At 54.0% G+C, this 25,453-nt stretch carries 22 protein-coding genes and 1 pseudogene; 12 read left to right on the top strand and 11 right to left on the bottom strand.

The window, feature by feature from the left end; all coding sequences use genetic code 11:
• Positions 1–30: 30 nt before the first annotated feature.
• The 3 genes from GRX64_RS13890 to GRX64_RS13900 all read left to right on the top strand — a co-directional run bounded on the left by GRX64_RS13890 (position 31) and on the right by GRX64_RS13900 (position 2,791).
• Entirely contained in the window at positions 31–249 is a 219-nt protein-coding gene (locus GRX64_RS13890) for a DUF2970 domain-containing protein (protein WP_166268268.1), read from the top strand.
• A 393-nt stretch (positions 250–642) separates the two neighbouring features.
• Positions 643–2,295, top strand: a complete 1,653-nt coding sequence (locus GRX64_RS13895; RefSeq protein WP_166268270.1) for a nitrite/sulfite reductase — start codon at positions 643–645, stop codon at positions 2,293–2,295.
• Positions 2,288–2,791 carry a DUF934 domain-containing protein gene (locus tag GRX64_RS13900; protein WP_166268272.1) on the top strand — a complete coding sequence of 168 codons (504 nt, stop codon included), beginning with the start codon at positions 2,288–2,290 and terminating at the stop codon, positions 2,789–2,791. Before GRX64_RS13895 ends, GRX64_RS13900 begins: the two co-directional genes overlap by 8 nt.
• 81 nt (positions 2,792–2,872) lie before the next feature.
• On the opposite strand, the gene GRX64_RS13905 is transcribed toward GRX64_RS13900, so the two are convergent.
• Entirely contained in the window at positions 2,873–3,871 is a 999-nt protein-coding gene (locus tag GRX64_RS13905; protein ID WP_166268274.1) for a YhdH/YhfP family quinone oxidoreductase, read from the bottom strand.
• 21 nt (positions 3,872–3,892) lie between these two features.
• Positions 3,893–4,969 (bottom strand): protease SohB, encoded by a 1,077-nt coding sequence (gene sohB, locus GRX64_RS13910; protein ID WP_166268276.1) that lies wholly within the window; start codon positions 4,967–4,969, stop codon positions 3,893–3,895.
• 289 nt (positions 4,970–5,258) lie between these two features.
• On the opposite strand from sohB, the gene GRX64_RS13915 reads away from it, so the two are divergent.
• Positions 5,259–5,573: an SCP2 sterol-binding domain-containing protein gene (locus tag GRX64_RS13915; protein WP_166268278.1), complete on the top strand. Its 315-nt coding sequence runs from the start codon at positions 5,259–5,261 to the stop codon at positions 5,571–5,573.
• Positions 5,574–5,627: 54 nt separating this feature from the next.
• Here GRX64_RS13915 and GRX64_RS13920 read toward each other — a convergent pair whose 3' ends face one another.
• From GRX64_RS13920 to GRX64_RS13940, 5 genes are all read right to left on the bottom strand, one after another.
• Entirely contained in the window at positions 5,628–5,921 is a 294-nt protein-coding gene (locus GRX64_RS13920; RefSeq protein WP_166268280.1) for a hypothetical protein, read from the bottom strand.
• A 56-nt stretch (positions 5,922–5,977) separates the two neighbouring features.
• The gene (locus GRX64_RS13925) at positions 5,978–7,687 is read right to left on the bottom strand and encodes a FimL-related protein (RefSeq protein ID WP_166268282.1); all 1,710 of its coding nucleotides are present in this window, start codon (positions 7,685–7,687) and stop codon (positions 5,978–5,980) included.
• 320 nt (positions 7,688–8,007) lie between these two features.
• Positions 8,008–8,724, bottom strand: coding sequence for a DNA polymerase III subunit epsilon (dnaQ, locus tag GRX64_RS13930; protein ID WP_166268284.1), 717 nt, complete (start codon positions 8,722–8,724; stop codon positions 8,008–8,010).
• Positions 8,725–8,736: 12 nt separating this feature from the next.
• Positions 8,737–9,186, bottom strand: coding sequence for a ribonuclease HI (rnhA, locus tag GRX64_RS13935; RefSeq protein WP_166268286.1), 450 nt, complete (start codon positions 9,184–9,186; stop codon positions 8,737–8,739).
• A 41-nt stretch (positions 9,187–9,227) separates the two neighbouring features.
• Positions 9,228–9,998: a class I SAM-dependent methyltransferase gene (locus GRX64_RS13940; protein ID WP_166268288.1), complete on the bottom strand. Its 771-nt coding sequence runs from the start codon at positions 9,996–9,998 to the stop codon at positions 9,228–9,230.
• 112 nt (positions 9,999–10,110) lie between these two features.
• On the opposite strand from GRX64_RS13940, the gene gloB reads away from it, so the two are divergent.
• The 7 genes from gloB to GRX64_RS13975 all read left to right on the top strand — a co-directional run bounded on the left by gloB (position 10,111) and on the right by GRX64_RS13975 (position 19,351).
• Positions 10,111–10,905 carry a hydroxyacylglutathione hydrolase gene (gene gloB, locus GRX64_RS13945; protein WP_166268290.1) on the top strand — a complete coding sequence of 265 codons (795 nt, stop codon included), beginning with the start codon at positions 10,111–10,113 and terminating at the stop codon, positions 10,903–10,905.
• Between the two features lie 169 nt (positions 10,906–11,074).
• Positions 11,075–12,826 (top strand): LysM peptidoglycan-binding domain-containing protein, encoded by a 1,752-nt coding sequence (locus GRX64_RS13950; protein ID WP_166268292.1) that lies wholly within the window; start codon positions 11,075–11,077, stop codon positions 12,824–12,826.
• A gap of 44 nt (positions 12,827–12,870) precedes the next feature.
• A complete protein-coding gene (locus GRX64_RS13955; protein ID WP_427901663.1) occupies positions 12,871–14,688 on the top strand; it encodes an extracellular solute-binding protein in 1,818 nt (605 codons plus the stop codon).
• Positions 14,689–14,740: 52 nt separating this feature from the next.
• Positions 14,741–15,817 (top strand): microcin C ABC transporter permease YejB, encoded by a 1,077-nt coding sequence (locus tag GRX64_RS13960; protein WP_166268294.1) that lies wholly within the window; start codon positions 14,741–14,743, stop codon positions 15,815–15,817.
• 10 nt (positions 15,818–15,827) lie between these two features.
• Positions 15,828–16,847, top strand: a complete 1,020-nt coding sequence (locus GRX64_RS13965; protein ID WP_207308813.1) for an ABC transporter permease — start codon at positions 15,828–15,830, stop codon at positions 16,845–16,847.
• A gap of 1 nt (position 16,848) precedes the next feature.
• Entirely contained in the window at positions 16,849–18,441 is a 1,593-nt protein-coding gene (locus GRX64_RS13970) for an ABC transporter ATP-binding protein (RefSeq protein WP_166268298.1), read from the top strand.
• 124 nt (positions 18,442–18,565) lie between these two features.
• Positions 18,566–19,351, top strand: coding sequence for an enoyl-ACP reductase FabI (locus tag GRX64_RS13975; RefSeq protein WP_166268300.1), 786 nt, complete (start codon positions 18,566–18,568; stop codon positions 19,349–19,351).
• 53 nt (positions 19,352–19,404) lie between these two features.
• On the opposite strand, the gene GRX64_RS13980 is transcribed toward GRX64_RS13975, so the two are convergent.
• Positions 19,405–19,812: a PilZ domain-containing protein gene (locus GRX64_RS13980; protein ID WP_166268302.1), complete on the bottom strand. Its 408-nt coding sequence runs from the start codon at positions 19,810–19,812 to the stop codon at positions 19,405–19,407.
• A gap of 68 nt (positions 19,813–19,880) precedes the next feature.
• Positions 19,881–21,725, bottom strand: a complete 1,845-nt coding sequence (locus GRX64_RS13985) for a DUF1631 family protein (protein WP_166268304.1) — start codon at positions 21,723–21,725, stop codon at positions 19,881–19,883.
• Positions 21,726–21,976: 251 nt separating this feature from the next.
• Here GRX64_RS13985 and GRX64_RS13990 point away from each other — a divergent pair, with 251 nt between their 5' ends.
• Positions 21,977–23,050 carry a 3-deoxy-7-phosphoheptulonate synthase gene (locus tag GRX64_RS13990; protein ID WP_166268306.1) on the top strand — a complete coding sequence of 358 codons (1,074 nt, stop codon included), beginning with the start codon at positions 21,977–21,979 and terminating at the stop codon, positions 23,048–23,050.
• 105 nt (positions 23,051–23,155) lie between these two features.
• Here GRX64_RS13990 and cobA read toward each other — a convergent pair.
• Positions 23,156–23,980 (bottom strand): annotated as a pseudogene (cobA, locus tag GRX64_RS13995) (uroporphyrinogen-III C-methyltransferase); the annotation flags it as partial.
• Positions 23,981–24,012: 32 nt separating this feature from the next.
• Positions 24,013–25,287, bottom strand: a complete 1,275-nt coding sequence (serS, locus tag GRX64_RS14000) for a serine--tRNA ligase (protein ID WP_166268310.1) — start codon at positions 25,285–25,287, stop codon at positions 24,013–24,015.
• Between the last annotated feature and the right edge of the window lie 166 nt (positions 25,288–25,453).

Raw genomic sequence — 25,453 nt, forward strand, 5'->3', positions numbered from 1 at the left:
CGGTAATAAATGGATTTCGGAGTTGAAACGATGAGCGACCAGAAAACTGGGAAGAAAAAGCACCCTGGCCTGTTAAAAGTGATGCAGAGTGTGATGGCAGGGGCACTGGGTGTTCAGTCAAGCAAACGCCATGAAGAGGACTTTCAAAGCCAAAGTCCCTGGATGTATATCATTGTTGGCGTCTTGTTCACCATAGGGTTTGTGGTCACGCTGATCATGATCGTGAGATGGGTACTTGCCGGTCAGTAAGCCCGTCTAGCGGGCTATTTTCGCTGACACATATGATTTTATTGGCCAGATACCCAGAACACCGCAAGAGCAACGGCCAGTGCAACCAGCGCAACTGCGGCAATGGCATCGACCTGACTGTCTGTACGTGTGCTTTTACTCATTGGAGCATCCTCTTTTTATTGTAAAATGGGTTCAACGTCAGACTATAGCCTATTTGAGCCCTTTGGAAAGTTCTAGCGTTTTTTAAGTACCAAACGTGATTAGTATATTAATAAATAATCATTTTAAGCATAAGTCGAAACTGATATCGTCTTCGAAAAATCGCGCCGAACGTGCGGCTCCAACCCGTTCGCGACCCCGGTTCAAAGACTGATCATTCAATTCGATTCCTATAAATCAGGATCCCGCATTATGTACGTATACGACGAACACGATCGGCAGATACTCGCTGAGCGCGTCGCGCAATTCCGTCATCAGACCGATCGCGCGCTCGCGGGGGACCTGGCCGAAGACGAATTTCTGCCTTTGCGACTGCAGAATGGATTATATGTGCAACGGCTGGCACCCATGCTTCGCATTTGTGTTCCTTACGGCATGTTGAGGTCGGATCAGCTTCGTCGGCTGGCAAAAGTCAGCCGGGATTACGACAAGGGGTACGCGCATTTCACCACTCGTCAGAATGTTCAACTGAATTGGCCTGCCCTCGAAGATGTCCCGGATATCCTGGCGGAACTGGCTGAAGTGGAGATGCACGCCAACCAAACCAGCGGTAATTGCATCCGGAACACCACTACGGATCAATTTGCAGGCGCCCAGTCCGATGAACTTGTCGATCCCAGACCTTACTGCGAAATCATTCGCCAGTGGTCCACTTATCACCCGGAATTTGCATTTTTACCACGTAAATTCAAAGTGGCGGTTAATGCGTCCGAATTGACCGACCGGGCCGCTGTTCAGGTCCATGACATCGGGATCGAGATCGTTCATAACGACGCGGGAGAACTCGGGTTCAGGGTTCATGTCGGCGGTGGTCTCGGACGTACCCCTATGGTAGGTCCGGTAATCCGGGAATTTTTACCCGAATTGGATCTGCTGACCTATCTTGAAGCGGTATTGCGCGTTTACAACCGCTATGGTCGCCGTGATAACAAGTACAAGGCACGAATCAAGATTCTGGTGAAAGCTCTTACCCCGGAAGGGTTCGCCGAGAAAGTGGAAGAAGAGTGGTCCCACATCAAGGACTCACCTACTCGCCTGACCCCCGACGCGATTGCGCGTGTCCAGAGTTATTTTACCGAACCCGACTATGCCGCGCTGAGCAATGATCCTGAGACTTTGGTCGCTGCTCGCAGCGAGCACAAGGCATTCGATAAGTGGGTCACTCGGAACACTGATGCCCACAAGAAACCGGGATATGCCATCGTTACGCTCACGATGAAAAAAACCGGCGTACCCCCTGGGGACGTCAGTGACCTGCAACTGGAGCACATTGCCAATGTAGCTGACCGTTACAGCTTTGGCGAAGCGCGCGTCACCCATCAGCAAAACGTGGTGTTGGCGGACGTAAGACAGGATGAGTTGTACGAGTTATGGCAAGCCATTAAACCCATGGGCTTTGCCACGGCCAACCTGAACACCCTGACCGATATCATCTGCTGCCCCGGTGGAGACTATTGCGCCTTGGCCAATGCCAAGTCGATCCCCATAGCTGAGTCCATTCAACGTAAGTTCGACAACCTGGACTATGTGTATGATCTTGGTGACATCGACCTGAACATCTCTGGCTGCATGAATGCCTGTGGCCATCACCATGTCGGCCACATCGGGGTGTTGGGTGTTGATAAAAAAGGCGAGGAGTTTTACCAGGTCAGCCTGGGTGGCTCATCTCAGCGGGACGCCTCCATTGGCAAAATTCTGGGCCCCTCCTTTGCCAGTGAGCACATGCCGAACGTTATCGAGAAGATCATCAACGTCTTTGTCGAAAACCGGACCGATGAAGAGGCGTTTCTGGATACGTATCGTCGCATCGGCATCACCCCCTTCAAGGAGCGCGTTTATGCCTGAAGTTATCACTCAGGATGGCCAGATCAAAGCCGATCAATGGACGCTGGTCGAGCGCCCGGCAGAAGGCGAAACGATTGAGTTGCCGACAGGGCCCGCGATTATTCCGGCGGATATCTGGTATGCGAATAAAAACCAGTTCGCCGGGCGAGATGATGTCGGTGTGTGGCTGGAAAGCCATGACGAACCTGGCATTCTTGCAGACAGCGTTAATGACCTGCCGATTATTGCGGTGAACTTCCCTAAATTTACCGATGGTCGAGGGTACAGCTCTGCGCGGTTACTGCGGGAGCGTTATGGCTACAAGAATGAGTTGCGAGCGATTGGGGATGTGCTTTTGGACCAGCTTCAATTTATGAAGCGTTGTGGTTTTGACAGCTACGCCCTTCGTGCAGACAAAGACATCCAGCTGGCCGCACACTGCCTGAACTTCTTCAGCCAGGCCTACCAGGCAGCGACCGATACCAATGAGCCATTGTTTCGTCGTCGGGTGTCATAAATACTCTCTGAAAGCAATCCAATTTGAGACAGGGGATGCAGAACGCTTGACGTTCGTATCCCCTGCTCTCCTGCCACCTCGTCAGTCACCGTGAACCAGCACGACCCGCCCTGAAGACTCGCCTTTCAGAAAGGCTTTGAGCGCAGAATCCAGTTCCTTCGGTCCAATCTCCCGCGCAGTCTTCTCAGTCTGTTTGCATGCCCATGGGCCACTCAGCTTATCCCACACTGCCTGCTTTTCTGCCAAGGGAATCTCTACCGAATCGATCCCTAACAGGTTCACCCCTCTCAAAATAAATGGTAACACTGTCGTCTGTAGCTGGGGCCCTGCCACTAAACCGCAGCATGCCACCGAGCCGCCCGGCTGGATATACTTCAGCAGTTCCGCCAGCGGCTCGCCACCGACGGTATCGACAGCACCCGCATAGGCGGGCTTAAGCATGGGCTTTTTTTCAGCAGCCAGGGCATCACGCCCAACAACCTCTGCGGCACCCAATGCCTTCAGGCTTTCGCTCTGGTCTGCTTTGCCACTAATCGCGACCACATCAAATCCCAGCGTTGCTAACAACTCCGTTGCGATGCTGCCAACCGCACCACTGGCTCCGGTAACAGCGACCTTGCCCTGCTCCGGTTTCAGGCCCATTTTCAGTAGCTTGGCCACACATAAACCCGCTGTCAGACCCGCAGTGCCGTAGATCATGGCAGTGCGAGCCTGCCAGTTTTGCGGCATCGGAATACACCAGGCTGCGGGCACGCGAATGTACTCCCCGAACCCACCGGGCGTGTTCATGCCCAGGTCATAGCCCGTCACAATAACCGGTTGGCCCGCTGCAAAATCAGCAATGTCAGAGGCAACCACTTCGCCCGCAGCGTCTATACCGGGCGTGTGAGGAAAATTGCGTGTCACCCCTTTGTTACCGGAGGCTGACAATGCATCTTTGTAATTGAGTGACGAATACGAGACCTTCACCAATACTTCATTGTCAGGCAGGTCATCCGTGTTGCAACGCTCAAGCGCCCCAACATAATTACCGTCCTTTTCATGGACTCGCCAAGCGTTATAGTCGATTGAGTTGGTCATAATAACCACCCTGTTCCCGAATCATTGGATTTTTTGGTTGCGAAACGCACTCAATAGTCGCACCACTGTGTTTTCCAACGCCGCACTGGCAGCCAACCCAAGTTTTTCTGGCAGGGTGCGCTTACGGCGGAATCCCACTGAGACTACCTCTGCTCTATCACACGCCTCAATGAGATATTCGTCTGAGGTTCGAATCTCATCAATCAGTTTTACGTCCAACGCACGGCGGCCAAACCAGATATCCCCATTGGCTACGGCGGCAATGTCCAGGCTCGGCCTGCGTTCGCTGACGTAGTCTTTGAACAGGCCATGGGTATCCTCAAGGTCTTCGAGAAATTTCTGCCGGCCCTTGTCAGTATTCTCTCCGAATACCGTCAACGTCCGCTTGTGTTCACCGGCCGTTAGTACCTCAAAGTCCACCTTATTATCCTTCAGCAGGCGGTGGAAATTGGGCAATTGAGCAACAACACCAATCGAACCAAGAATGGCGAACGGCGACGCAACAATGCGATCAGCCACACAGGCCATCATGTACCCACCACTGGCTGCAACCTTGTCCACGCACGCCGTCAACTTAATGCCCTTGGTACGAATCCGGTCAAGCTGCGCGGCTGCAAGCCCATAGCTGTGAACCAGACCGCCACCACTTTCAAGCCGAATCACCACCTCGTCTTTGTCAACATCCGCAACACTCAGAACGGCGGTGATGGATTTTCTGAGTGAGTCGGTGTCGCTGGCTTTGATATCGCCATCGAAGTCCAGGACAAACACCCGAGATGGGGTCTCAGTGGCGACTTCGGACTCGCTCTTTTTGCTTTTGAGTTTCTTTTTCTCGGCCTTAAGCTCTGCCTTCTCTTGCTTATTTTTCCGTTTCTGCCAAGCCTTGCGCTCGTGCTCATCCATCATTCTTGCCTGGATGGCGTCCTTAAGCTTGCGGTAAGTCTCGTTCAAGCGACGGATACGAAGCTCGCCGTCACTGTCATCGCCGCCTTTATCTTTGTGTGCTGCCGAAATAATGGCCGTTATTGCAATCAATAGAGCAACCACCAGGGTGACCGTTTTGGCCAAAAACAACCCATATTCCGTTAAAAATTCCAATTCGCTTCTCCAGCATGAAGATCCATAAAGTCGACTGATTGTAACCGAGGGAAGCCATCGTACAAGGGGTGGCCCATGGAAAATTGCCGAGAAGCGGAAATCAGCCGGCAAGAAATTAAAACAAGCGTTCGATCAAGCTTGACACGGATTGGCCCTACCCCTAAAGTCGAGTGGCTTAGCAGGCAAGCCTGGACGCTGAATAAGGGCGCTATCCGCGATTTCACGGGGTGTGTGGTCGTCGTGACAGGCTCAGCCACAGTGCACGATAAAATCTATAAAGGGTAAAACAATGTCCGTAGCTCAGGTATTTGGAAAACTAGAACAGAACTTCAACGCTGACGCGGCCTCTGGTCTCGACCTGGTGTTCCAGTTCAACATCGAAGACGATAGCAACTACCATCTGGTCATCAACGACGGTGCGTGCCAGCTGGGCGAAGGCGATCACGCAGACCCATCTGTCACTTTGATCATGAATGCTGAAACACTTCATGGTATCGTTTCTGGCGAAACTGATGGCATGCAGGCATTTATGGCCGGCCAACTTCGCGCCGAAGGCGATATGATGCTGGCAACCAAGCTGGGCGAGCTGTTCACCCTCAGCTGATCCTCCAGTCAGTACAAAAACCTTCGCGCTTATGGCCCGGAGGTTTTTTTTGGCTCATCGTATTTGCCAGGAAACACGAGCAAATTCAGTGGTGGTGGCAACCTTCGCCGTCGCATAGTTCCTGTCGGCGGTGGTTTTGGTACGGAGGGCGAGCCAGGTCCTCACGGTCGAACTGGCAGGCCCGTGCCCTGTTTTGAAGTTGAGCCCATCTGCTCCAATTGCAAGCAGCAACATGCCATGCCTACCGATACGGCCAGTACTTTCGGGCCAATCCGTGATAGCTTTCTGCCAGTTATTCCAGCCCGACAGCCGGCAAGGTTGCGGGAAAAATGCCAACTCAGTGGTCACATGCAACCTTCCTGCCGGAAGGGCAACCACACCATCAGAGTCGGGCAAACCTGCGGTTAAAGGCCGACGTCACTCATTGAGGACTCGGCTAATCTAAGCAGATCCATATTGCGATCGTCTCTCGTGCCGACACTCTCGATGTAATACTCAAGCGATGTCAGTGCGTCCGCCAAGGCCTCCAGCACAGCGTTAGAGGGTGGTTCCTTTTGATCCAGGAGTTTGTTCTGAATAGACGTTGCGACGCGCGCCAGCACGTTCGCCGCACTCGGGTCGTCCAGCAACGTGAAACCACCCCAAATGCTGTGCAACGTAGCGGGCAGATTGGCGAGATGAAGTTTGTCGTAATCGGATTCAATAAAGGCGGTAATGGCGCGCTTGGCCAAGGTCAGCGCACTGCGAGCCTCATCTGCAACCACAATCATCGCCTCACGCAGGTACAGGGATTGCTCGCGGTTGGCTACTCGTGGTTGTGCAAGTGAATCGGTCTCTATGGTGATGCCCCGTGTCACCATCTGCATGGCTGCTTCTTCGATACTCAGAACCGCATCGGCCAGCGCATAAAGCTCATCGTCGACCGGCAATCGTTTCTCTGACTCCCAGAACCGCAATTTATCCGCCTCACCTCGTGCCAGTCGCGCCAGTTGCTGGAGATCAAGCATCAACAACGTATTGGCAAGACGCTCCAGCGAATCTGCAATGGTGGACAGCTCTGCCAGATCAGGCTCAATACCACGCTCAACGATATCGAGCTTATCCTTCAACTGGTTGAGCTCTTCCTGCAGGGCATCGGAGAGGGACTTGAGCACATCCGAACCGGGACCATAAAGTCGCTTTCGATGGGCCTCCAGCAAGGATTCGGAGTATTCCGCCGGTGACAGTTTGTAGGCATTCAGAATATCGACGACTTCGGGGTTAGAGCACCCGCTGCGGTAAAGAATATAGATCAGGTCTTTGAACAGAGAATCGGGTGCGTCTTTGGCGGTGGCCACTTTACCCACGTATACAATTTCGCGGGTGTATTTTTCGATACGCATCAACAGCCGCTTTCGAGCCTTGCCAAAGGTCATCTGCCGATCGAGCATGGTTTCGCTGACAATCGCCAGCAAACACCACATTTGCCCCATGGAGGCGCCATTACACAGCCGGGCAAAACCCCGGGCAGCGCGCCCGATCAGTTTTTTGTTTACCGTATCGTTTCGTTCCCGCAATACACCCAGCAAACCAACCTGAAACATCAAACGCATACGCCGGGCATGAACCTCATAACTGGCCTCGTCACTTTCAATGGGCGTGAGCGTGAGGCTTGCACAAAAATTTGCACGATGTTTGACATTGACATCGAAAAAACAGGATTCAGGGTAAGGTTTTTCTTTCCGGGCTTCACGGAGGTCGTTGATGATGGGCAACAGCAGTTCAGGATGGTCCGCACGTTGCTGGTGGTAATATTCAACGTATCGCCGGAGGATGAACAGTGCTCCATTGAGTGTAGTGAGCAGAATGTTCTTGTCGTCATTGGCGCCAACCGGCACATCATTGGCCATTGCGACGGCCTCCTGGCACAGCAATATGCCGCCCCGGAGTTCAACGAGGATAAAAATACCCCGTAGCTGATTCAGAAAATCAACGCAGTTCTGAAGGTCCTCCCCGCTTTCCCTGTTCTCCTGGAAGCGTTCAAGACTACTTTCCGCCTGTCTGATCGTTTGTTCAATTTCCGTTTTGACCAAATCAAACGACTGCGATTTCGTCGCTAAAGACGATTGCACCATAAATTGACACTTCCCGTTATCAATGCGGAGATTACCGCTTCCTCTGCCCCAACATCAGTTGGCGACCCTGTCCGCATTATTCCGGCACCACCTGGGACGATTTCAGGCCGGTAAGGGAGCCGCCGTAGCAAAAAGCGATTCTCGTTTGGTCCATTATCGTTCGTTATTCGAGGACCAACGCTTGGTAAAAAATTGGTGAACTAACCATTACTTATAACACAAAACTCAAGTAGCTCAAGAAACCGCGTATGTAACAAATCGTACACCGGGAACTGAACCACAATTCGCTATCTCGCATTCGCCGTGACGGTATTTTTGTACTAATGAGCCGGGTCGGTTTCCAGTCGGCGCCAAAGTACTTCTCCGCCGGCTTTTTCGATAACGTCCAGCATGACCTCATGGGCACTGACTTCATCCGGTTCAGCTTTAACCACCCTAAGGGGTCTACGTTCTGCGGACAACCGCCGAATCGACGCGATACCCCCTTCACCGTCATTACCCGCGTCCAGGGACAGTGCGGTTTGCCCCCCGGTCATCAACAAATACACATCCGCCAGAATCTCAGCGTCCAGCAGAGCGCCGTGTAACTCCCGACTGCTGTTGTCGATTCCGTATCGTTTGCACAGTGCATCCAGGTTGTTTTTCTGACCTGGGTGCTTGGCTCGAGCAATGGCGAGTGTGTCCACCACGCCACAATGGTCTGCGGTGACTCGTTTCGAATTAAGCCGGGCGAATTCGGCGTCCATAAACCCAACGTCAAACGCTGCATTATGAATGACCAGTTCGCCACCCTCTATAAAATTGAAAAACTCCTCAGCTACATCACGAAACAACGGCTTATCAGCCAGGAATTCGTTGCTGATGCCATGGACTGCCAAGGCTTCCGCTTCAATTTCACGCTCAGGGTTCACATAGACGTGGTAATGACGACCAGTAAGCTGGCGTTCAATCACTTCGACACAGCCGATCTCGATAATGCGGTGACCCTGGTTCGGGTCAATGCCGGTGGTTTCCGTGTCCAAAACGATCTGTCTCATTGTCAATCCTGCCTACTTAGCTGTTGCCATTAATTCTTCGACGCCACGATTCGCAAGTTCATCCGCCAATTCGTTATCCGGCACACCGGCGTGGCCCTTAACCCAGTGCCAGGTAACCTTGTGCCGAGCGACCTCCTGATCCAGGGCCCGCCAAAGATCGTCATTCTTTACCGGCTTTTTTGCCGCCGTTTTCCAGCCGTTCTTTTTCCAGTTGCTCATCCACTCGGTGATGCCCTTACGCACGTATTGGGAATCCGTATAGAGGTCGACGCTACAGGCTCTCTTGAGCGCTTTCAGGCCCTGAATCGCGGCCATCAGCTCCATGCGGTTATTGGTGGTGTCCCTCTCTCCCCCGTGAAGGGTTTTCAAGGCCTCTCCAAAGCGCAAGACAACACCCCAGCCGCCAGGCCCGGGGTTACCCTTACAGGCGCCATCCGTATACAACACGACACTATCAACCATAGTTACTCCAGGAAAAGCTGAATCTGGGTTATCCGCGCCGCCTAGCGTGAGCGGTAAGTACGGGATATTCCGAGCGATCCGGTAGACGGCAACGAAATCACATTTTTCTGTCGCCATGCAGGCCGCCTGACAATTGGGGCGCAGACGCGTTTGGTGGCAAGGATACAGTAATAAGCCCCGATCGGAACAAACCGATCAACGCCCAAGCGCTCCACCAGCGAGCGCTTATCGCTCAACTGCAAATTTTGTATCGGTAGCCGAAAAAAATGGCTTCTCGCAGACTCGACTTGGAAATCCAGCAAACTCAGCCAATCCTCCATTCGCGACCGAAACATGAAGCGCCCACCCCACGGGCCATAGCGATGCCGAAAGATAAGCTTTCGAAGCCCCCAGAGGCTCAGCGGATTGAAACCCAGAACCAGCATCTGACCACCCCCACGAACGACCCTGGAGGCCTCGCGAATGACCTGATGCGGGTACGCGGAAAAATCCGCACTATGGTGCAGAATGACCAGGTCCATTGATGAAGCCGGAAACGGCAGTTCATCGGGATCACAGACTGCAACACCCTCGGGCAGATCTGGTTGCCATCTTGGGGTCGTCACGATGCGGTGGCCAAAATCGCTGCTGCCAGCCAACGGTAGACGATGGCTGATGCCGACATGAAGCTGCCTTGCTCCGCTCAGCCCCTCAACGTGAGCGTCAACGCAGCGGCGTTGGTCAGACAGCAGTGAGCGCCCGAGCGGTGTTTGAAACCAGTTTTCGAATCGCTCGTGGCGTTCGGCGTAACCCTGCTCATCCAGTTTGCTCATCACGGTTCATCTCGGGAGTTTGCCCAACCAGCTCAAGCGTGCAAGCAGTGGGAGCTGGCGATTAATTGCTTTATGATAACAGGGACACTCAAGCACGCACACGCGGAGTATTATGCTGACCATCACACCGATTCCAGCGTTTAATGATAACTACATCTGGTGCCTGGCGGATGACGCAACCGGGAAAGCGCTGATTGTTGATCCTGGCCAAGCCGACCCGGTAACAGACTATCTTACAGCTCACAACTTAAGCCTTGATACCATATTGGTTACTCACCACCATCCAGACCATACCGGCGGTATTGCTACGCTGCATCAGCGGCATCACCCTGCTCGCATTGTCGGTCCCACCGGCTCTCCGTTCAAAGCCACAACAGACAGTGTGCACCCTGGTGACACCGTGGCCTGGCAGGATCTGGAGTTTAAAGTGATGGCGGTGCCCGGTCACACACTGGACCACATCGCATTTTACTCCGCAACCGACGTTCAGGGTGGCCCTGTCCTGTTCTGTGGTGACACCTTGTTCATTTGTGGCTGTGGTCGGTTGTTCGAAGGCTCTCCGGAACAGATGCGGCGATCTCTTGCGTCACTGCGGACCTTACCCGATGCCACTCAGGTCTATTGTGCCCACGAGTATACGTTAGCCAACCTGAAATTCGCCCGGTCCTGGCTGCCTGACGATCAGGGCCTGGCCGACTTTGAAGCGCGCTGCCAGTCGTTAAGACACGCAAATACGCCAACGGTGCCCTCATCTCTGGCACTGGAAAAGTCACTAAATCCGTTTTTGCGATGGGATGATCCCGCGCTGGTGGCGGCGGCCAAACGCTATGCCAACGAACACGATTTGCCGTCCGATAGTGACAACGCGATTTTTGCAGCCGTCCGTCACGGGAAGGATCATTTTTAAAAGAGGGGTAACACAACCTGTCATCGACGTAACGTCAAGGTTCTTGACCCCCTGAAATTCGATCTCATAAAATCGCAGGCGAATGTTTCAGCTCAATGACCGAGCCCAAGCATTCCCTAAAGCCTCTTCAGGGCTGGCCTTGTGCCAGCTCGACAGTCGGAACCCAAACATGACGGTACGAAGTATCACCGCCCTTTCCCTTGCCAGCCTGATCAGCGGCTGCGCGGCCCTTGGATATGGCACCTCCAAGGGGGACGTGGCCAGCTCCAATGCAGACGCCAACCTGACCGAAGAAGCCATACTGGCATCCGAAAAAGTCATTGTCCCGGCAGGGGATGACGAACTGCAGCGCGCTGTCGAAGCCAAGACCGCAGGACTTGAAAGCAACGGTGAACATCAAACTCAGCTGGATGAAGCGATTCAGCCTGAATTGAAGGAAGAAGCCAAAAAAGCCCGTGAAACGCTGGATTCAAAATCCGACTCGATAACCAAGGAAGCGGCAATCGCTGAACAGCAAGACCTGTTGCAGCGACTACGGGGACTTTTTGCCCTCGACCACTCCGTCACCGACAAGCGTGTTCAACAGCAACTGAATTGGTACGTCAGTCACCCCAGCTACATTGACCGGGTGCTCAACCGCGGCGGCCGCTACCTTCACCACATTATCAATGAAGTCGAAGCACGGGGACTGCCCGGCGAACTGGCGTTGCTGCCAATTGTGGAAAGCGCCTTTGACCCTTTTGCCTATTCCCATGGCCGGGCGGCAGGCATGTGGCAGTTCATTCCCTCAACGGGCAAATACTTCGGGCTTAAACAGAGCTGGTGGCATGACCAGCGTCGGGATGTCGTCGCCTCCACTGACGCTGCCCTGCGCTATCTTGAGCGCCTGGCGGCTCGCTTCGATGGCGACTTTACCCTTGCCCTCGCTTCCTATAACAGCGGGGGCGGCACCGTCTCAAAGGCGATTCGAAAAAATACCAGGCTTAATCGTTCTACCGATTTTTGGTCACTGGATTTGCCAAGAGAAACAGAAGCTTACGTTCCCAAGCTTATTGCCTTGGCAAAGATTTTCGATGACCCAAAAGCCTATGGCCTTGAATTGCCAACTCTGGAAGACAAGCCCTACTTCGCGATTGTCGAGACCTCATCTCAGATTGATCTGGCGCAAGCCGCCGAACTGGCCGGTGTCGATATTGATGAAATTTACTTGCTCAACCCGTCTTACAATCGTTGGGCAACGTCGCCGGATGGTCCCCATCGGCTTCTGGTTCCGGTCGCAAATGCCGCACAATTCAAAACCGGGCTCGCAGCCATTGACCCCCAAAAGCGGGTTGCGTGGCAGAATTATAAGGTTGTCTCGGGCGACAGTCTTATCCGCATCGCCAACAAATTCGGCACCACGCCAGCGGTGATTCAACAAGTCAACAACATGAGGGGAAGCCTGATTCGGATTGGGCAGCGCCTGCTGATCCCGACCGCACGGGAAGGCACTGCCAATTATGTTTTGAGCCAGTCGCAGCGTCTCGCCAAGAAACAATCCAAGGGCAAGGGCACCCGAATTGAGCATAAGGTTCAGTCAGGCGACACATTTTGGGACATTGCCCGCGACAATGGCGTCAGCGTGCGTCAACTTGCGTCATGGAATGGTATGGCTCCGGGCGACCCATTGTTTCCCGGTAAAAAACTTGTGATCTGGTCGACCGACCCAGGGGTCACGACTGTGACCAACAATGGCCGGGATAAAGGCATGGTCCGCAAGGTTGGCTACCGAGTTCGCAAGGGTGATTCATTGGCTGCCATCGCCAATCGCTTTTCCGTAAATGTGAGCGACATCGCGGGATGGAACGATCTCAACACGGCGCGTTATCTTCAGCCGGGGCAAAGTCTGGTACTCTACGTCGATATTCGAAACAGCCCCTGACCGGACCGCGGTCGGGGGCATTACAACAGAGAAAAGCGAGCCCCATGGCATTTACCTGGATTCCCTCGACCCTTACTGCAACCTGCCTCAGTGTCACCCTTTGCTTCAGCGGTGGCGTTTTGGCAGAAACTCAAGCCCCTGAGCCAAAGCACGGCATCGCCATGCACGGTGAGCCGGACTACAAGGCAGGCTTCAGTCATTTCGATTACGTGAACCCGGACGCGCCAAAAGGCGGCACCCTGCGCATGGCGGTGGTAGCCAATGGCTTTGACTCCTTCAACCCGTTTGTCATCCGCGGAGTAGCCGCAGCGGGTATCAACACCTATGTCTACGACACGCTGTTAGTACCATCGAATGATGAGCCGTTCAGCGCTTACGGTTTGATCGCTGAGACCCTGGAAACCCCGGAAGATCGCAGTTATGTGATTTACAATCTGCGTCCCGAGGCACGGTTTCAGGATGGCGAACCCATCACCGCCGAAGATGTGGCCTACTCTTTTAAGCTGCTGACCACCGAGGGCCATCCCCTTTATCGGAATTACTACGCAGAAGTATCCAACGTTACGGTAGAAAATAAGCACCGCATACGGTTTGACTTCGGTGCCACTCAAAACCGGGAGTTACCGCTTATCCTCGGCCAAATGCCCGTGCTGCCCAAGCATTACTGGCAAGACCGGGCGTTTGACGAGAGCGGGCTGGACATACCTGTCGGCAGCGGGCCTTACACCATTGGTGGTGTCGATGCCGGCCGTTCGGTGACGTTTAAGCGCGTGCAAGACTACTGGGCAGCGGATCTGGGTGTTCGCAAAGGGTTGTTCAATTTTGACGCCGTTCGCTATGACTACTACTCGGACGATACGGTGGCGCTCGAAGCGTTCAAAGCGGGTAATTACGATTTCCGGCTCGAGTCGTCCGCAAAAAACTGGGCCACCGCTTACCAGGGCGACAAATTTTCCTCCGGCATGATTAAAGTCGAAGCCTTGAAGCACGAGCGTCCGGTGGGCATGCAAGCGTTCGTATTCAACACCCGGAGAGACAAATTCAGCGACCCTCAGGTCCGCAAGGCGATTAGCTACGCCTTTGATTTCGATTGGGCCAACCGCAATCTGTTTTATAACCAATATCGCCGGACGGACAGCTACTTTGAAAACAGCGACCTGGCTTCCAGCGGCCTGCCCAGCGGCGAAGAACTGGCCATTCTCGAGCGTTATCGAGACCAGCTGCCCGAGGCGGTCTTCACCGAACCCTACAGCCCACCTTCGACGACCGGCGACAGCAGTTTGCGGGACAATCTAAGGATAGCTATCGGACTGCTCAGGGATGCCGGTTACGCCATCAAAGATGGCAAAATGACCCATACTGAAACCGGTCAAACCCTGGCGTTTGAAATGCTGTTGCATCAGAAGGCGTTTGAACGCGTGGTATTGCCGTTCAAGGGCAACCTCGAAAAACTGGGTATTGATGTCGATGTTCGCCTGGTGGATACCAACCAGTACATTCAGCGGGTACGCAGCTTTGACTTCGACGTAATTACGCAGGTATTGCCCCAATCAGACTCTCCAGGCAACGAGCAGCGCGAATATTGGCACTCGGACACCGCCTCTGCGAAGGGTTCGCGTAACTACATGGGCGTCCGTGATCCGGTCGTGGATGACCTCATTGACCTCATCATTCAGGCCCCGGACCGAGCCTCATTGGTGCAACGGGTGAGAGCCCTTGATCGTATGCTGCTGCACAGCTACTACGTGGTCCCTCAATGGCATCTGGATGTCGACCGAATCGCTTATTGGAAAAAGCTTCATCGCCCCAAGAAGACGCCCAAGAACGGTGTCGATCTCATCAATTGGTGGGCCGAAAGTTGATCGGAGTTGGCATCAACGCATGAGTAGTTTCTTTCCGGAGCAAGCTTGACCCATGGGCGGCTACATATTACGACGCTTAATGCTGATCATTCCGACCCTGATCGGCATCATGTTACTCAACTTCGTGATCGTGCAGGCCGCCCCCGGCGGCCCTATCGAGCAGTTGATTGCAGAAATGGAGGGCCACGGCGGCGGCGCCTTGAGCCGGGCCTCTGGTGGGGGTGGCAGCGAGGTTTCCTCATCGGGGGATAGCCGTGGCAGTCGGGGTATTCCCGACGACATGCTTAAAGAGCTGGAAGTGATGTACGGCTTCGACAAACCGCCTTATGAGCGTTTTTTCAAAATGCTCGGTGACTACGCAACGTTCGACTTTGGCGACTCGTTTTATCGCGACAGAAGTGTCATCGAGTTGATTATTGATAAAATGCCGGTTTCGATTTCACTGGGCTTGTGGTCGACCCTGATCATCTATCTGGTCTCGATACCTCTGGGCATTCGCAAAGCCATTTCTGACGGTTCTCGGTTTGATGTTTGGAGCAGCTCAGTCATTGTGGTGGGCTACGCCATCCCGGGCTTCCTTTTTGCCATTCTCCTGATCGTGCTGTTTGCCGGTGGCAGCTATTTTGATGTCTTCCCTTTACGCGGTCTCACGTCACCCAATTTTGACGACATGGCCTGGTATGATCAGGTCACCGACTACTTCTGGCACTTGGTGTTGCCTGTGTCGGCAAACGTGATCGGGGGCTTTGCAACCCTGACGCTGCTGACCAAGAACTCGTTTCTGGACGAGATCGGCAAACAGTATGTGGTAACGGCCCGGGCAAAAGGCCTGGAGGAGCGCGAGGTGCTTTACCGTCACGTGTTTCGCAACGCCATGCTGATTGTCATCGCCAGCTTACCCGGCGTATTGGTTTCACTGTTCTTCACCGGATCGTTGTTGATTGAAGTGATTTTTTCGCTCGACGGACTGGGGCTGCTTGGGTTTGAAGCCGCTCTGACCCGTGACTATCCGGTGATATTCGGCACGTTATACATTTTTACCCTGATGGGATTGGTGTTAAAACTGATCAGCGACATCACTTACGTGTTGGTGGACCCCCGCATCGATTTTGAAAGCCGGGAGCACTGACATGAGCGTCATGAAGTTAACGCCGATCCAGCGACGCAGACTCGCCAATTTCCGCAACAACCGTCGTGGCTACTGGTCGCTTTGGATATTTCTCGCCTTATTCGGGCTGTCGCTGCTGGGTGAACTCTGGGCTAACGAAAAGCCGCTGGTGGTTTCCTATCAGGGAGAGCTTTACTTTCCGCTGGTTCAGGAGATTCCCGAGGAGACCTTTGGGGGGTTCCTGCCAACCGAGGCAGACTACCGCGATGCCTTCGTACGGGACGAGATTGAAGACAATGGCTGGATTTTATGGCCACCGATCCGGTTCTATTACAACACAATCAATTACGATCTTGAGACACCGTCACCTGCCCCACCCTCTACCGACAATTGGCTCGGGACCGATGGCCAGGGCCGGGATGTGGTTGCACGCCTGGTCTACGGCTTTCGCATATCCGTGGTGTTCGGTCTGACACTGACCTTCTTCAGTTGCCTGGTTGGGGTTGTCGCCGGGGCAATTCAGGGCTATTACGGGGGCAAAACAGACCTTCTCGGCCAGCGGTTCATCGAGATCTGGTCGGGACTGCCCGCGTTATACCTGCTGATCATTCTTTCCAGTATTGTAAAACCCAACTTCTGGTGGCTCCTGGGCATCATGCTGCTGTTCAGCTGGATGGGGTTGGTCGATGTTGTCAGAGCGGAATTCCTTCGGGCCCGTAATTTTGAGTATGTGAAGGCCGCCAGGGCGCTCGGGTTAAGCAACCGACTCATCATGTTCAAACACATTTTGCCAAACGCCATGGTTGCCACACTGACGTTTGTTCCCTTTATCCTGACCGGTGCCATTACCGGACTGACCTCATTGGATTTTTTGGGTTTTGGTCTGCCCCCGGGATCGCCCTCACTCGGCGAGCTTATTGCCCAGGGCAAAGACAACCTGCACGCCCCCTGGCTGGGCATGTCGGCGTTTATTACCCTGGCCATCATGCTGACGTTACTGGTTTTTGTAGGCGAAGCTGTGCGTGACGCGTTTGATCCGAAGAAGAGCTGATATGAACGAACTACTGAGTATCTCGGAACTCTCCATCGCCTTCGATTCCGGAGCCCCGGTCGTCAACGATTTGTCGTTTTCACTGGGTCACGGTGAAACCCTTGCCCTGGTCGGTGAAAGCGGTTCCGGTAAATCGGTGACAGCACTGTCGATCCTACGCCTGCTCGACGAACGTCACGCGCGTTTTCCCACAGGTCAGGTGCTGTATCAGGGCGAGAATCTGCTGACGGCCCCCATTAAACGTTTGCGCCAGATTCGCGGACAGCAAATCAGCATGATCTTTCAGGAACCGATGACCTCGCTCAATCCTTTGCACACGGTTGAAAAGCAAATCTCGGAAACTCTCGCGCTTCACAAGGGGCTCCGCGCCCAACAAGCGAAGGTTCGATGTATCGAGTTGCTTGAGTTGGTTGGGATTGACGACGCAGAACAACGATTGGACAGCTACCCTCACCAGCTCTCTGGCGGCCAGAAGCAGCGAGTAATGATCGCCATGGCCTTGGCCAACGAACCCGATCTGCTGATCGCCGACGAGCCCACTACGGCGCTGGACGTCACCGTCCAGAAACAGGTGCTGGAGCTGCTGCGAGATCTCCAGCAATCCATGGGCATGGCCATCTTGCTCATCACCCACGATTTATCGATTGTCAGGCGATACGCCGACCGGGTGATTGTGATGGAGAACGGGCAATTGGTGGAGACGGCCGACACGAACACGCTGTTTCAGTCGCCTCAACACCCGTATACCCAAAAGCTATTGGATGCCGAGCCGCCGGCGACGCCAACGCCGGCACGCGAACAGACCGCTGAGTTGTTGTCCGTCAGAGAGCTCAATGTCCGATTTGCGACCCGCAAATCCTTGTTCGGTAAAACCCTGGAATCCTTTCATGCGGTTAAGAACGTCAGCTTCTCCCTACGCCATGGTCAGACGCTGGGCATTGTAGGCGAAAGCGGTAGCGGTAAAACCACCATTGGTCATGCCTTGCTGAAACTGACGAACAGTGATGGGGGCATCCTGTTTAAAGGTCACGCCCTCGACAACCTGAATCAAAAACAATTTCGCCCCTTCCGACGGATGGTTCAAATTGTCTTTCAGGATCCATTTGGCAGCCTTAGCCCAAGAATGTCGATTGCCGAGATTGTCGGCGAAGGACTCCTGGTGCATGAGCCGGGAAACCCTGACACCCACGAGCAGAAAGTCATCAATGCCCTGAAGGATGTAGGGTTGGACCCGGCGGTCAGACATCGCTACCCCCATGAATTTTCCGGCGGTCAGCGCCAGCGTATTGCGATCGCCCGAGCCCTGGTCCTCCAACCTGAATTGATCATTCTGGATGAACCCACCTCCGCACTTGACCGGACGGTTCAAAAGCAGGTCATCCAGTTATTGGGTGATCTGCAAACACGCTATGGTTTAAGCTACATTTTCATCAGTCATGATTTGGCGGTGGTCCGTGCGCTCAGCCATCAATTGCTGGTATTGAAAAAGGGCGAGATCGTCGAGTACGGACCGGCGAACGAATTATTTGAGCGGCCGGCCACTGAGTACACACAAGAGCTGCTGAGTGCCGCATTTTTCTATCAGAGCGCGTGACCATAGACTCTGATATGACCGCTGCTGCGCAGACGAGATGTAACTACGACCAATTGAGTGTTACCCACACCCTGAGTGTTCGGGGATAATGCAGCTCAGGAACCTTCAACAAGGGAGAATACCCATGGGATTACTCAGCGGTAAACGTGCGCTGATCGTTGGTGTTGCCAGCAAGCTGTCCATCGCAGCTGGTATCGCGGAAGCTTTTTACCAGCAGGGTGCCGAACTGGCATTCACTTATCAGAACGAAAAATTGAAATCTCGCGTTGAGGGCTTTGCCGAAGGCTGGGGAAGCTCCCTGACCTTTCCCTGCGATGTCGCCAGTGACGACGAGATTGAGACAATGTTTACTGAACTGGGCAAGCACTGGGATGGCATCGACATTATTGTCCACTCCGTGGGTTTTGCGCCCGCACATGAACTCAACGGAAACTATGTCGATGTAACGACACGAGAGGGTTTCCGAATTGCCCACGACATCAGTTCCTACAGCTTTGTGGCTCTCGCCAAAGGTGGCCGCAAACTGCTGCGCGAAAATGGCTCAATGCTTACCCTGACTTACCTGGGTGCCGAAAAAGTACTCCAGAATTACAACGTGATGGGGCTTGCGAAAGCGTCCCTGGAAGCCAATGTGCGATATATGGCGGCCAGCCTGGGCGAAGATGGCATTCGGGTGAACGGTATTTCTGCCGGCCCAATCAGAACTCTGGCCGCCTCCGGCATCAAAAGTTTTCGTAGGATGCTGAATGAGAATGCCAAGCGAGCACCCATTCGCCGCAATGTAACCATTGAAGAAGTGGGTAATAGTGCCGCCTTCCTGTGCTCTGATATGGCCAGTGGCGTCACCGGTGAGATCATGTACGTTGACGGTGGCTTTAATATTACGGCCATGGGCAATCTGGAAGAGTAACGGTCGACTTGTATCCGGGCGGCAATTCTCGAATGCTGCCCGGTCAGCACAACCTAGTCTTCCGACATTGCCTTACCGATGGCGTCCAGCCAATCGATAAAAGAAGTTTCATCGGATTCCAGAATTTTGAGGCCTACCACCCAGTCGCCAGCCTCACCCGCCTTCGTCCAAACCACTTCGCCAATCAAACTGTAACCCTCCCCGGCGTCATCAAACTTGATGAGCATCGAAAGCAGTGCGCCCAGAGAGATAGCTTCCCGAGTTTGCACCCTCACCCCTGACGTCGAGATATCGTGTGTGTAACACGTCAGTGTCTTGCCTTCGCGCTCAGACTCTGGACTTTGAGCTTCAAGTTGCAACACCACCGTAGCACGCCCCGCCAGTCGGAATTCAGAGCGCTGTTCATCCGGGGACATCAGAGTGTCCGCATCTTGTCCAAAACTGTAGTCATCGTCGTTCATATCCGTTCACCTTACATTGGCATACCCACGTCCAACAGTCGGGGACGCTGGGGGATGGTTGCTCCATACTAACGTTGCGTCCGTCCGACGCGGATACGACCAACCACCCGGGATAACGTATCGTCAAATTCAGCAGCACTGCTCAGTACCCTGACCTCACCGCCTGCCACTTGATGAACAAGCTGATCAAACGAATATTCCCGACGGTTGAGCCCGAGTCGGTCGACGAAGATCAGTTTTCGTGAGGCATTGATGCGCACCGCCAATTTAAGCCGAACCGATGCAGAGGCTCCGCCTTCGTCCGTATTGGATTCGGCATCAAGCACAATCCACCCGCCCGGTTTGATGCCATCCACCTGCTGAGTTGCCGCATTGACTCTTGCCTGCTCTTTTTGTCTGGCAATGGCCGCTTCATCCGCTAACCGGACAGCTTCGGCCTCGCCCTGCTGTCGGGCAAGCTCGGCGGCCTTGAGGTCGTCTTCTTGTTGCCGCTTTAGGTCAGCTTCAACAATCTGTTTTCGCAGAGCATCCGCTTTCTCCTTTGCAGCCATCGCGGCTTTTTCCCGCTGACGGCGTTGAGCTTCAAGTACTTTTGCCAATGCCGACACCGTATCTGACAACACACCGCCAAATTTGTTAAGTGGCGGAAGGGGACGAAGCCGCTCTTCGGTCTGCTGCTGAAATTCTTTCCACGAGGTCAACGCCAATTTCACACCGAAACCGTTGGTCCAAAGTACTTCCTGCGATTCGTCCAGCAGTGCCAGGAAAAACCGCCGCTGTTCGTGACTTCCCTCACCCTCTACGTACCAGTTTCCAACCGCATTGTTCACCTCCGCGACGTCGGCCCTGGATGGGCTCAACCAGCGGCCGTCGAAAGTGAATGGCCGATCTGGCGAAATCGCCGCAAACCGCTCAACATCGTCACCTCTGAGGCGAGTCATCATCACTGATTCAACCCCTTCGAGTGCTTGTGCTGGCAGTTTGTTACTCTTCACCCGACCCCAGACATCGGTTATCCGGTCACCAAGCTGTTCACCGACCTGATACAGCCGATCCCGATCTTTATCGGACAGACTCGGATCTCCGATCCAGACCAACCACTCCAGCAGACGCACCGCATGGCGCCAGTTATCGCCTTCAAGACCTGAATCCCAGACAATTTCACGCAACAGTGGCAACCAATAGTCCAGAACAAACTCGGTGATTTCTTTTGGCAATTCGCGGCCGCTCAATGCGCGACCCACCGATGCCCGGGCAGTCTGTTCGGCGCGGCGTTGGCGGGCGGCTCCGCGTTCAGTCTCCAACAGCCGGACATGCAGCCGGTCAGAGCGCTGGTGTCGTTGATCAGCCTCCTGTTGCCATTGCGCTGCAAACTGGTTGAAGGGTTCAACGCTGTCTTGCTCAAAGCACTCAGTCACCCGAGTCACGAGTTCGTCGAGTTGTTCGAGTAAGGATCGCGACGACCGGCCTCCGGAATCACTCCAGCCTCGCCAGTCCATCAGACTATCCAGCCATGACAGCAGGCTGGGGTCTATCACGGTGGAAGTCTCTGACGCCATTCGCCACGCCAGGAAAAACCGCAATCGGGCAATTCGCTGCACCAACACCGGATGAAGGCCAGAGGTCCGAAGAAAGACGTCCATGATGCGGTCAGCAATATAAGCCGCATTCACTTGCCTTACCGTCCAGGTTTGAGAAACCGACCGCACCACATGGATAACCGATTCGTCTCTTTGTTCTTTCCAGCACGACTGCAGCAACGGGCGCCAGTCGGTGACTTGCTCCGCCGCAATCCGGCCAACCGGATACGGAAGATCAGACACTCGAATACCCGCAAGAATCTCCACAATACGCTCATCCACAGGCGCTAGCGCGGTTTGACGGTTAGGGTGTTCCGGTTGTGTCGGTGCCATTCAGTCAAAGTTCCAGAAAAGGCAGGCAAAGAATTGGTTTGGATTCCGCTATTTAACAATCATTTGCATTCCAGCACGGCATAGCCCGGACGTCCAGCAGCACTGCGTTTCAGTTTGTGGCTTCGTTGCAATAGCGCACTAAATAACGCAGTATATCGAACACTAAATTTAGCATTGGAACGACCCGCCAAGACCTGAGCGACGCCGCTCGGAAGCCTGTCGGGGTGATAGCAATCGGGGATTATAAAAGCATGTCCGGCAATAAACTTGAGAACATTAATGTGGCCAGTCAGGAAGCACTGATTACACCTGAGGCACTGAAACAGGAAATGCCGTTGTCAGACGCCGCGGCGGCGACCGTTAGTCGTGGCCGACAGGCCATTTATGACATCATGGACGGTAAAGACCATCGGCTGTTTGTCGTGGTTGGGCCTTGCTCCATTCACGACATCAAGGCAGCGCGGGAATATGCCGACAAGTTGAAGGCATTGGCCGATGAAGTCAGCGACACCTTGTGTATCGTCATGCGTGTCTATTTCGAGAAACCCCGCACGACAGTCGGCTGGAAGGGTCTGATCAACGACCCTCACCTAAACGATTCTTTCGATATTGAGCAAGGCCTGCATATCGGTCGACGTCTGTTGCTTGATATTGCCGAACTTGGGCTGCCCACGGCAACTGAAGCACTGGACCCGATTTCTCCACAGTACCTTCAGGATACCATTGCCTGGTCTGCCATTGGTGCACGAACTACCGAGTCCCAAACCCACCGTGAAATGAGCAGCGGTCTGTCCATGGCCATCGGTTTCAAGAATGGCACCGATGGCAGTCTTGATGTCGCCGTCAATGCCATGAAGTCTGTCTCCCACCCCCACAGTTTCCTTGGAATTGATCAAAAGGGGCAAGTCTCCATTGTCCGTACCAAAGGCAATGCCTATGGCCACGTGGTGCTTCGAGGTGGCGGTGGCAAGCCCAATTACGACTCCGTTAATGTGGCACTGTGTGAACAGGCGCTGGCCAAAGCCGGGCTGCGTCAATCGATAATGGTTGATTGCAGTCATGCCAATTCCAGTAAAGATCCTGGCATCCAGCCTTTGGTATTGCAGGACATTACGCACCAGATCCTGGAGGGTAACCAGTCTATTCAAGGGCTGATGGTTGAAAGTCACCTTCACTGGGGTAACCAGTCCATTCCGGATAACCTGGACGATCTAAAATACGGTGTTTCGGTTACCGATGCGTGCATTGACTGGCCAACCACTGAAAAAGCATTGCGCGATATGCGCACCCGTCTCAAGGACGTACTGCCCAACCGGGTAAAGTAAGGTTTCAGGCTGACCACCTAAACGAACAAGGGAACCGCGCCATGGTGCGGTTCCCTTGTTTTGGGCTCCCAATACTGGGCCTGACATCCATCACTGCACCAGATCCTAGACTTCGCTGGTTTGCCCCATCCAGTCCAGCCGGGACCGCAATTGCACCACATTGCCGATAATCACCAGTGTGGGTGCCGGCACCTGACTGGCCTCGACCTTCTTCACGATGGTGTTGAGCTCGCCCACAATGACCTGCTGTTCCGGCGTCGTACCCTTCGACACCAGGGCCACAGGCATAGTCTCAGACATACCATGAGCCATCAATTCACGCGTGATGATTGGCAGCCCAACCAACCCCATGTAAAACACCAGCGTCTGGTTGTTCTGGACAAAATCATTCCAGGGTAAGTCACAGGTATCATTTTTCAAATGCCCGGTCACGAATCGGACAGACTGGGCGTAGTCCCGATGTGTTAACGGGATTCCAGCATAGGCCGCACAACCGGAGGCGGCGGTAATGCCCGGCACCACCTGGAACCGGACACCCGCCGCCGCCAGGGTCTCTATCTCTTCACCACCCCGGCCGAATATAAATGGATCTCCACCCTTGAGGCGCACCACGCGACGACCCGCCTGTGCCAGCTCCACCAATCGTTGGTTGATCTGGTCCTGTGGCAGGGTATGGTTGGCACGCTGCTTACCAACGTGGATCATTTCCACTTCCGGTGGAATCAAAGCCAGGATTTCCTTGGACACCAGCCGATCAAAGAGTACGACCTCCGCCGACGTAAGTACCCTGTAAGCCTTCAAAGTCAAAAGCTCGGGATCGCCTGGGCCGGCACCGACCAAAAAGACTTCTCCTGCTGAGCTGTTACTGCTTTGAGTAACCGGATTTGCCCGATACCGGGCCGGCAGCGTCGGTATACCCGTACGCTGCTGTACCGGGGATGAATCGTTCTGACGTTGATCGCTCATTGAATCCTTTCGATGCCTCCCATGTAGGGTTTTAGTGCGTCGGGCACCGAGATGCTGCCATCCACCTGCTGATAGTTCTCAAGAACGGCTATCAATGCCCGGCCAACCGCGAGACCGGAACCGTTCAGCGTATGCACCGGCTCCGGCTTACCGGTCTCCGGGTTACGCCAGCGCGCACTCATACGGCGTGACTGAAAATCCCGGGTGTTACTGCAGGAAGAAATCTCTCGATACTTCTCCTGACCCGGCAACCAGACTTCCAGATCGTAGGTGCAAGCGGCTGAAAACCCGAGGTCGCCGCCACAGAGCTGCACCACCCGATAAGGCAACGCAAGCAATTGAAGGACTTTTTCCGCATGCCCGGTCAGAGCCTCAAGCGTCGCTTCAGAGTCTTCAGGCCGGACAATATGAATCAGTTCAACCTTGTCGAATTGATGTTGTCGAATCATACCGCGGGTGTCTCGGCCATAGGAACCGGCCTCACTCCGAAAACACGGGGTGTGACACACCAATTTCAGAGGAAGCTCGCTGGCATCCAGGATGCTGTCACTGACCAGATTCGTCGCTGGCACTTCCGCCGTCGGAATCAGATAAAGCGGCTTCTCTCCTTCGGTTTTGAACAGATCTGCCTCAAATTTTGGCAGCTGCCCGGTACCGTACAGCGTTTCCGCGTTTACCAGATAGGGTACGTAAGCCTCGGTGTAACCATGCTCGCTGGTGTGAAGGTCGAGCATGAATTGCGCCAGCGCCCGATGCAGTCGTGCAACCGGGCCGCGCATTACCGCGAAACGGGAGTGAGCCAGACGCGTGGCGGTTTCAAAATCCAGTCCGCCAAGTTGCTCGCCCAGGCTGACGTGGTCTTTCGGTTCAAAATCAAAAGACGGGATGACACCCCACTTCCGAATCTCAACATTGTCTTCTTCGCTGTCGCCCGCCGGCACCGATTCATCCGGCACATTAGGGATACCCGCCAGAAATCCATTGAGCTCTTCCTGCAGCTCACGCAGTTGGTCTTCCGCCTCCGAACGCTGGCTCTTCAAATTGTCGACTTCGTCCAATAGTGGCTGAATGTCTTCACCGGCGGCTTTGGCCTTACCAATCGACTTGGAGCGTTTGTTCTGCGCGCTCTGGAGCGTTTCTGTTCGGACCTGAAGTGATCGACGTTGCTCTTCCAGTTTTTCAAAGGTGGCCTGATCAAAGGTAAAGTGTTTGATGGCCAATCGACGAGCGATGTCTTCCGTCTGATTCCGAACACGTTTGGGATCGAGCATGGGTATCCTGTGACTCTGATGAGTGAAACTATTTGATGAAGGCCGTGGCTAAATCCGTACCCGGCTTCGGGTCAAGCTTGAGGGCATTATACCTGTCGAAATCTGTTAGGCCACCGCGAAGGGTCAGCACACGCCGTTAAGTCAAATTACGGATCCCAACGAACAC

It is taken from the genome of Marinobacter caseinilyticus (genome assembly GCF_011074955.1).
Taxonomy (GTDB): Bacteria; Pseudomonadota; Gammaproteobacteria; order Pseudomonadales; family Oleiphilaceae; genus Marinobacter; species Marinobacter caseinilyticus.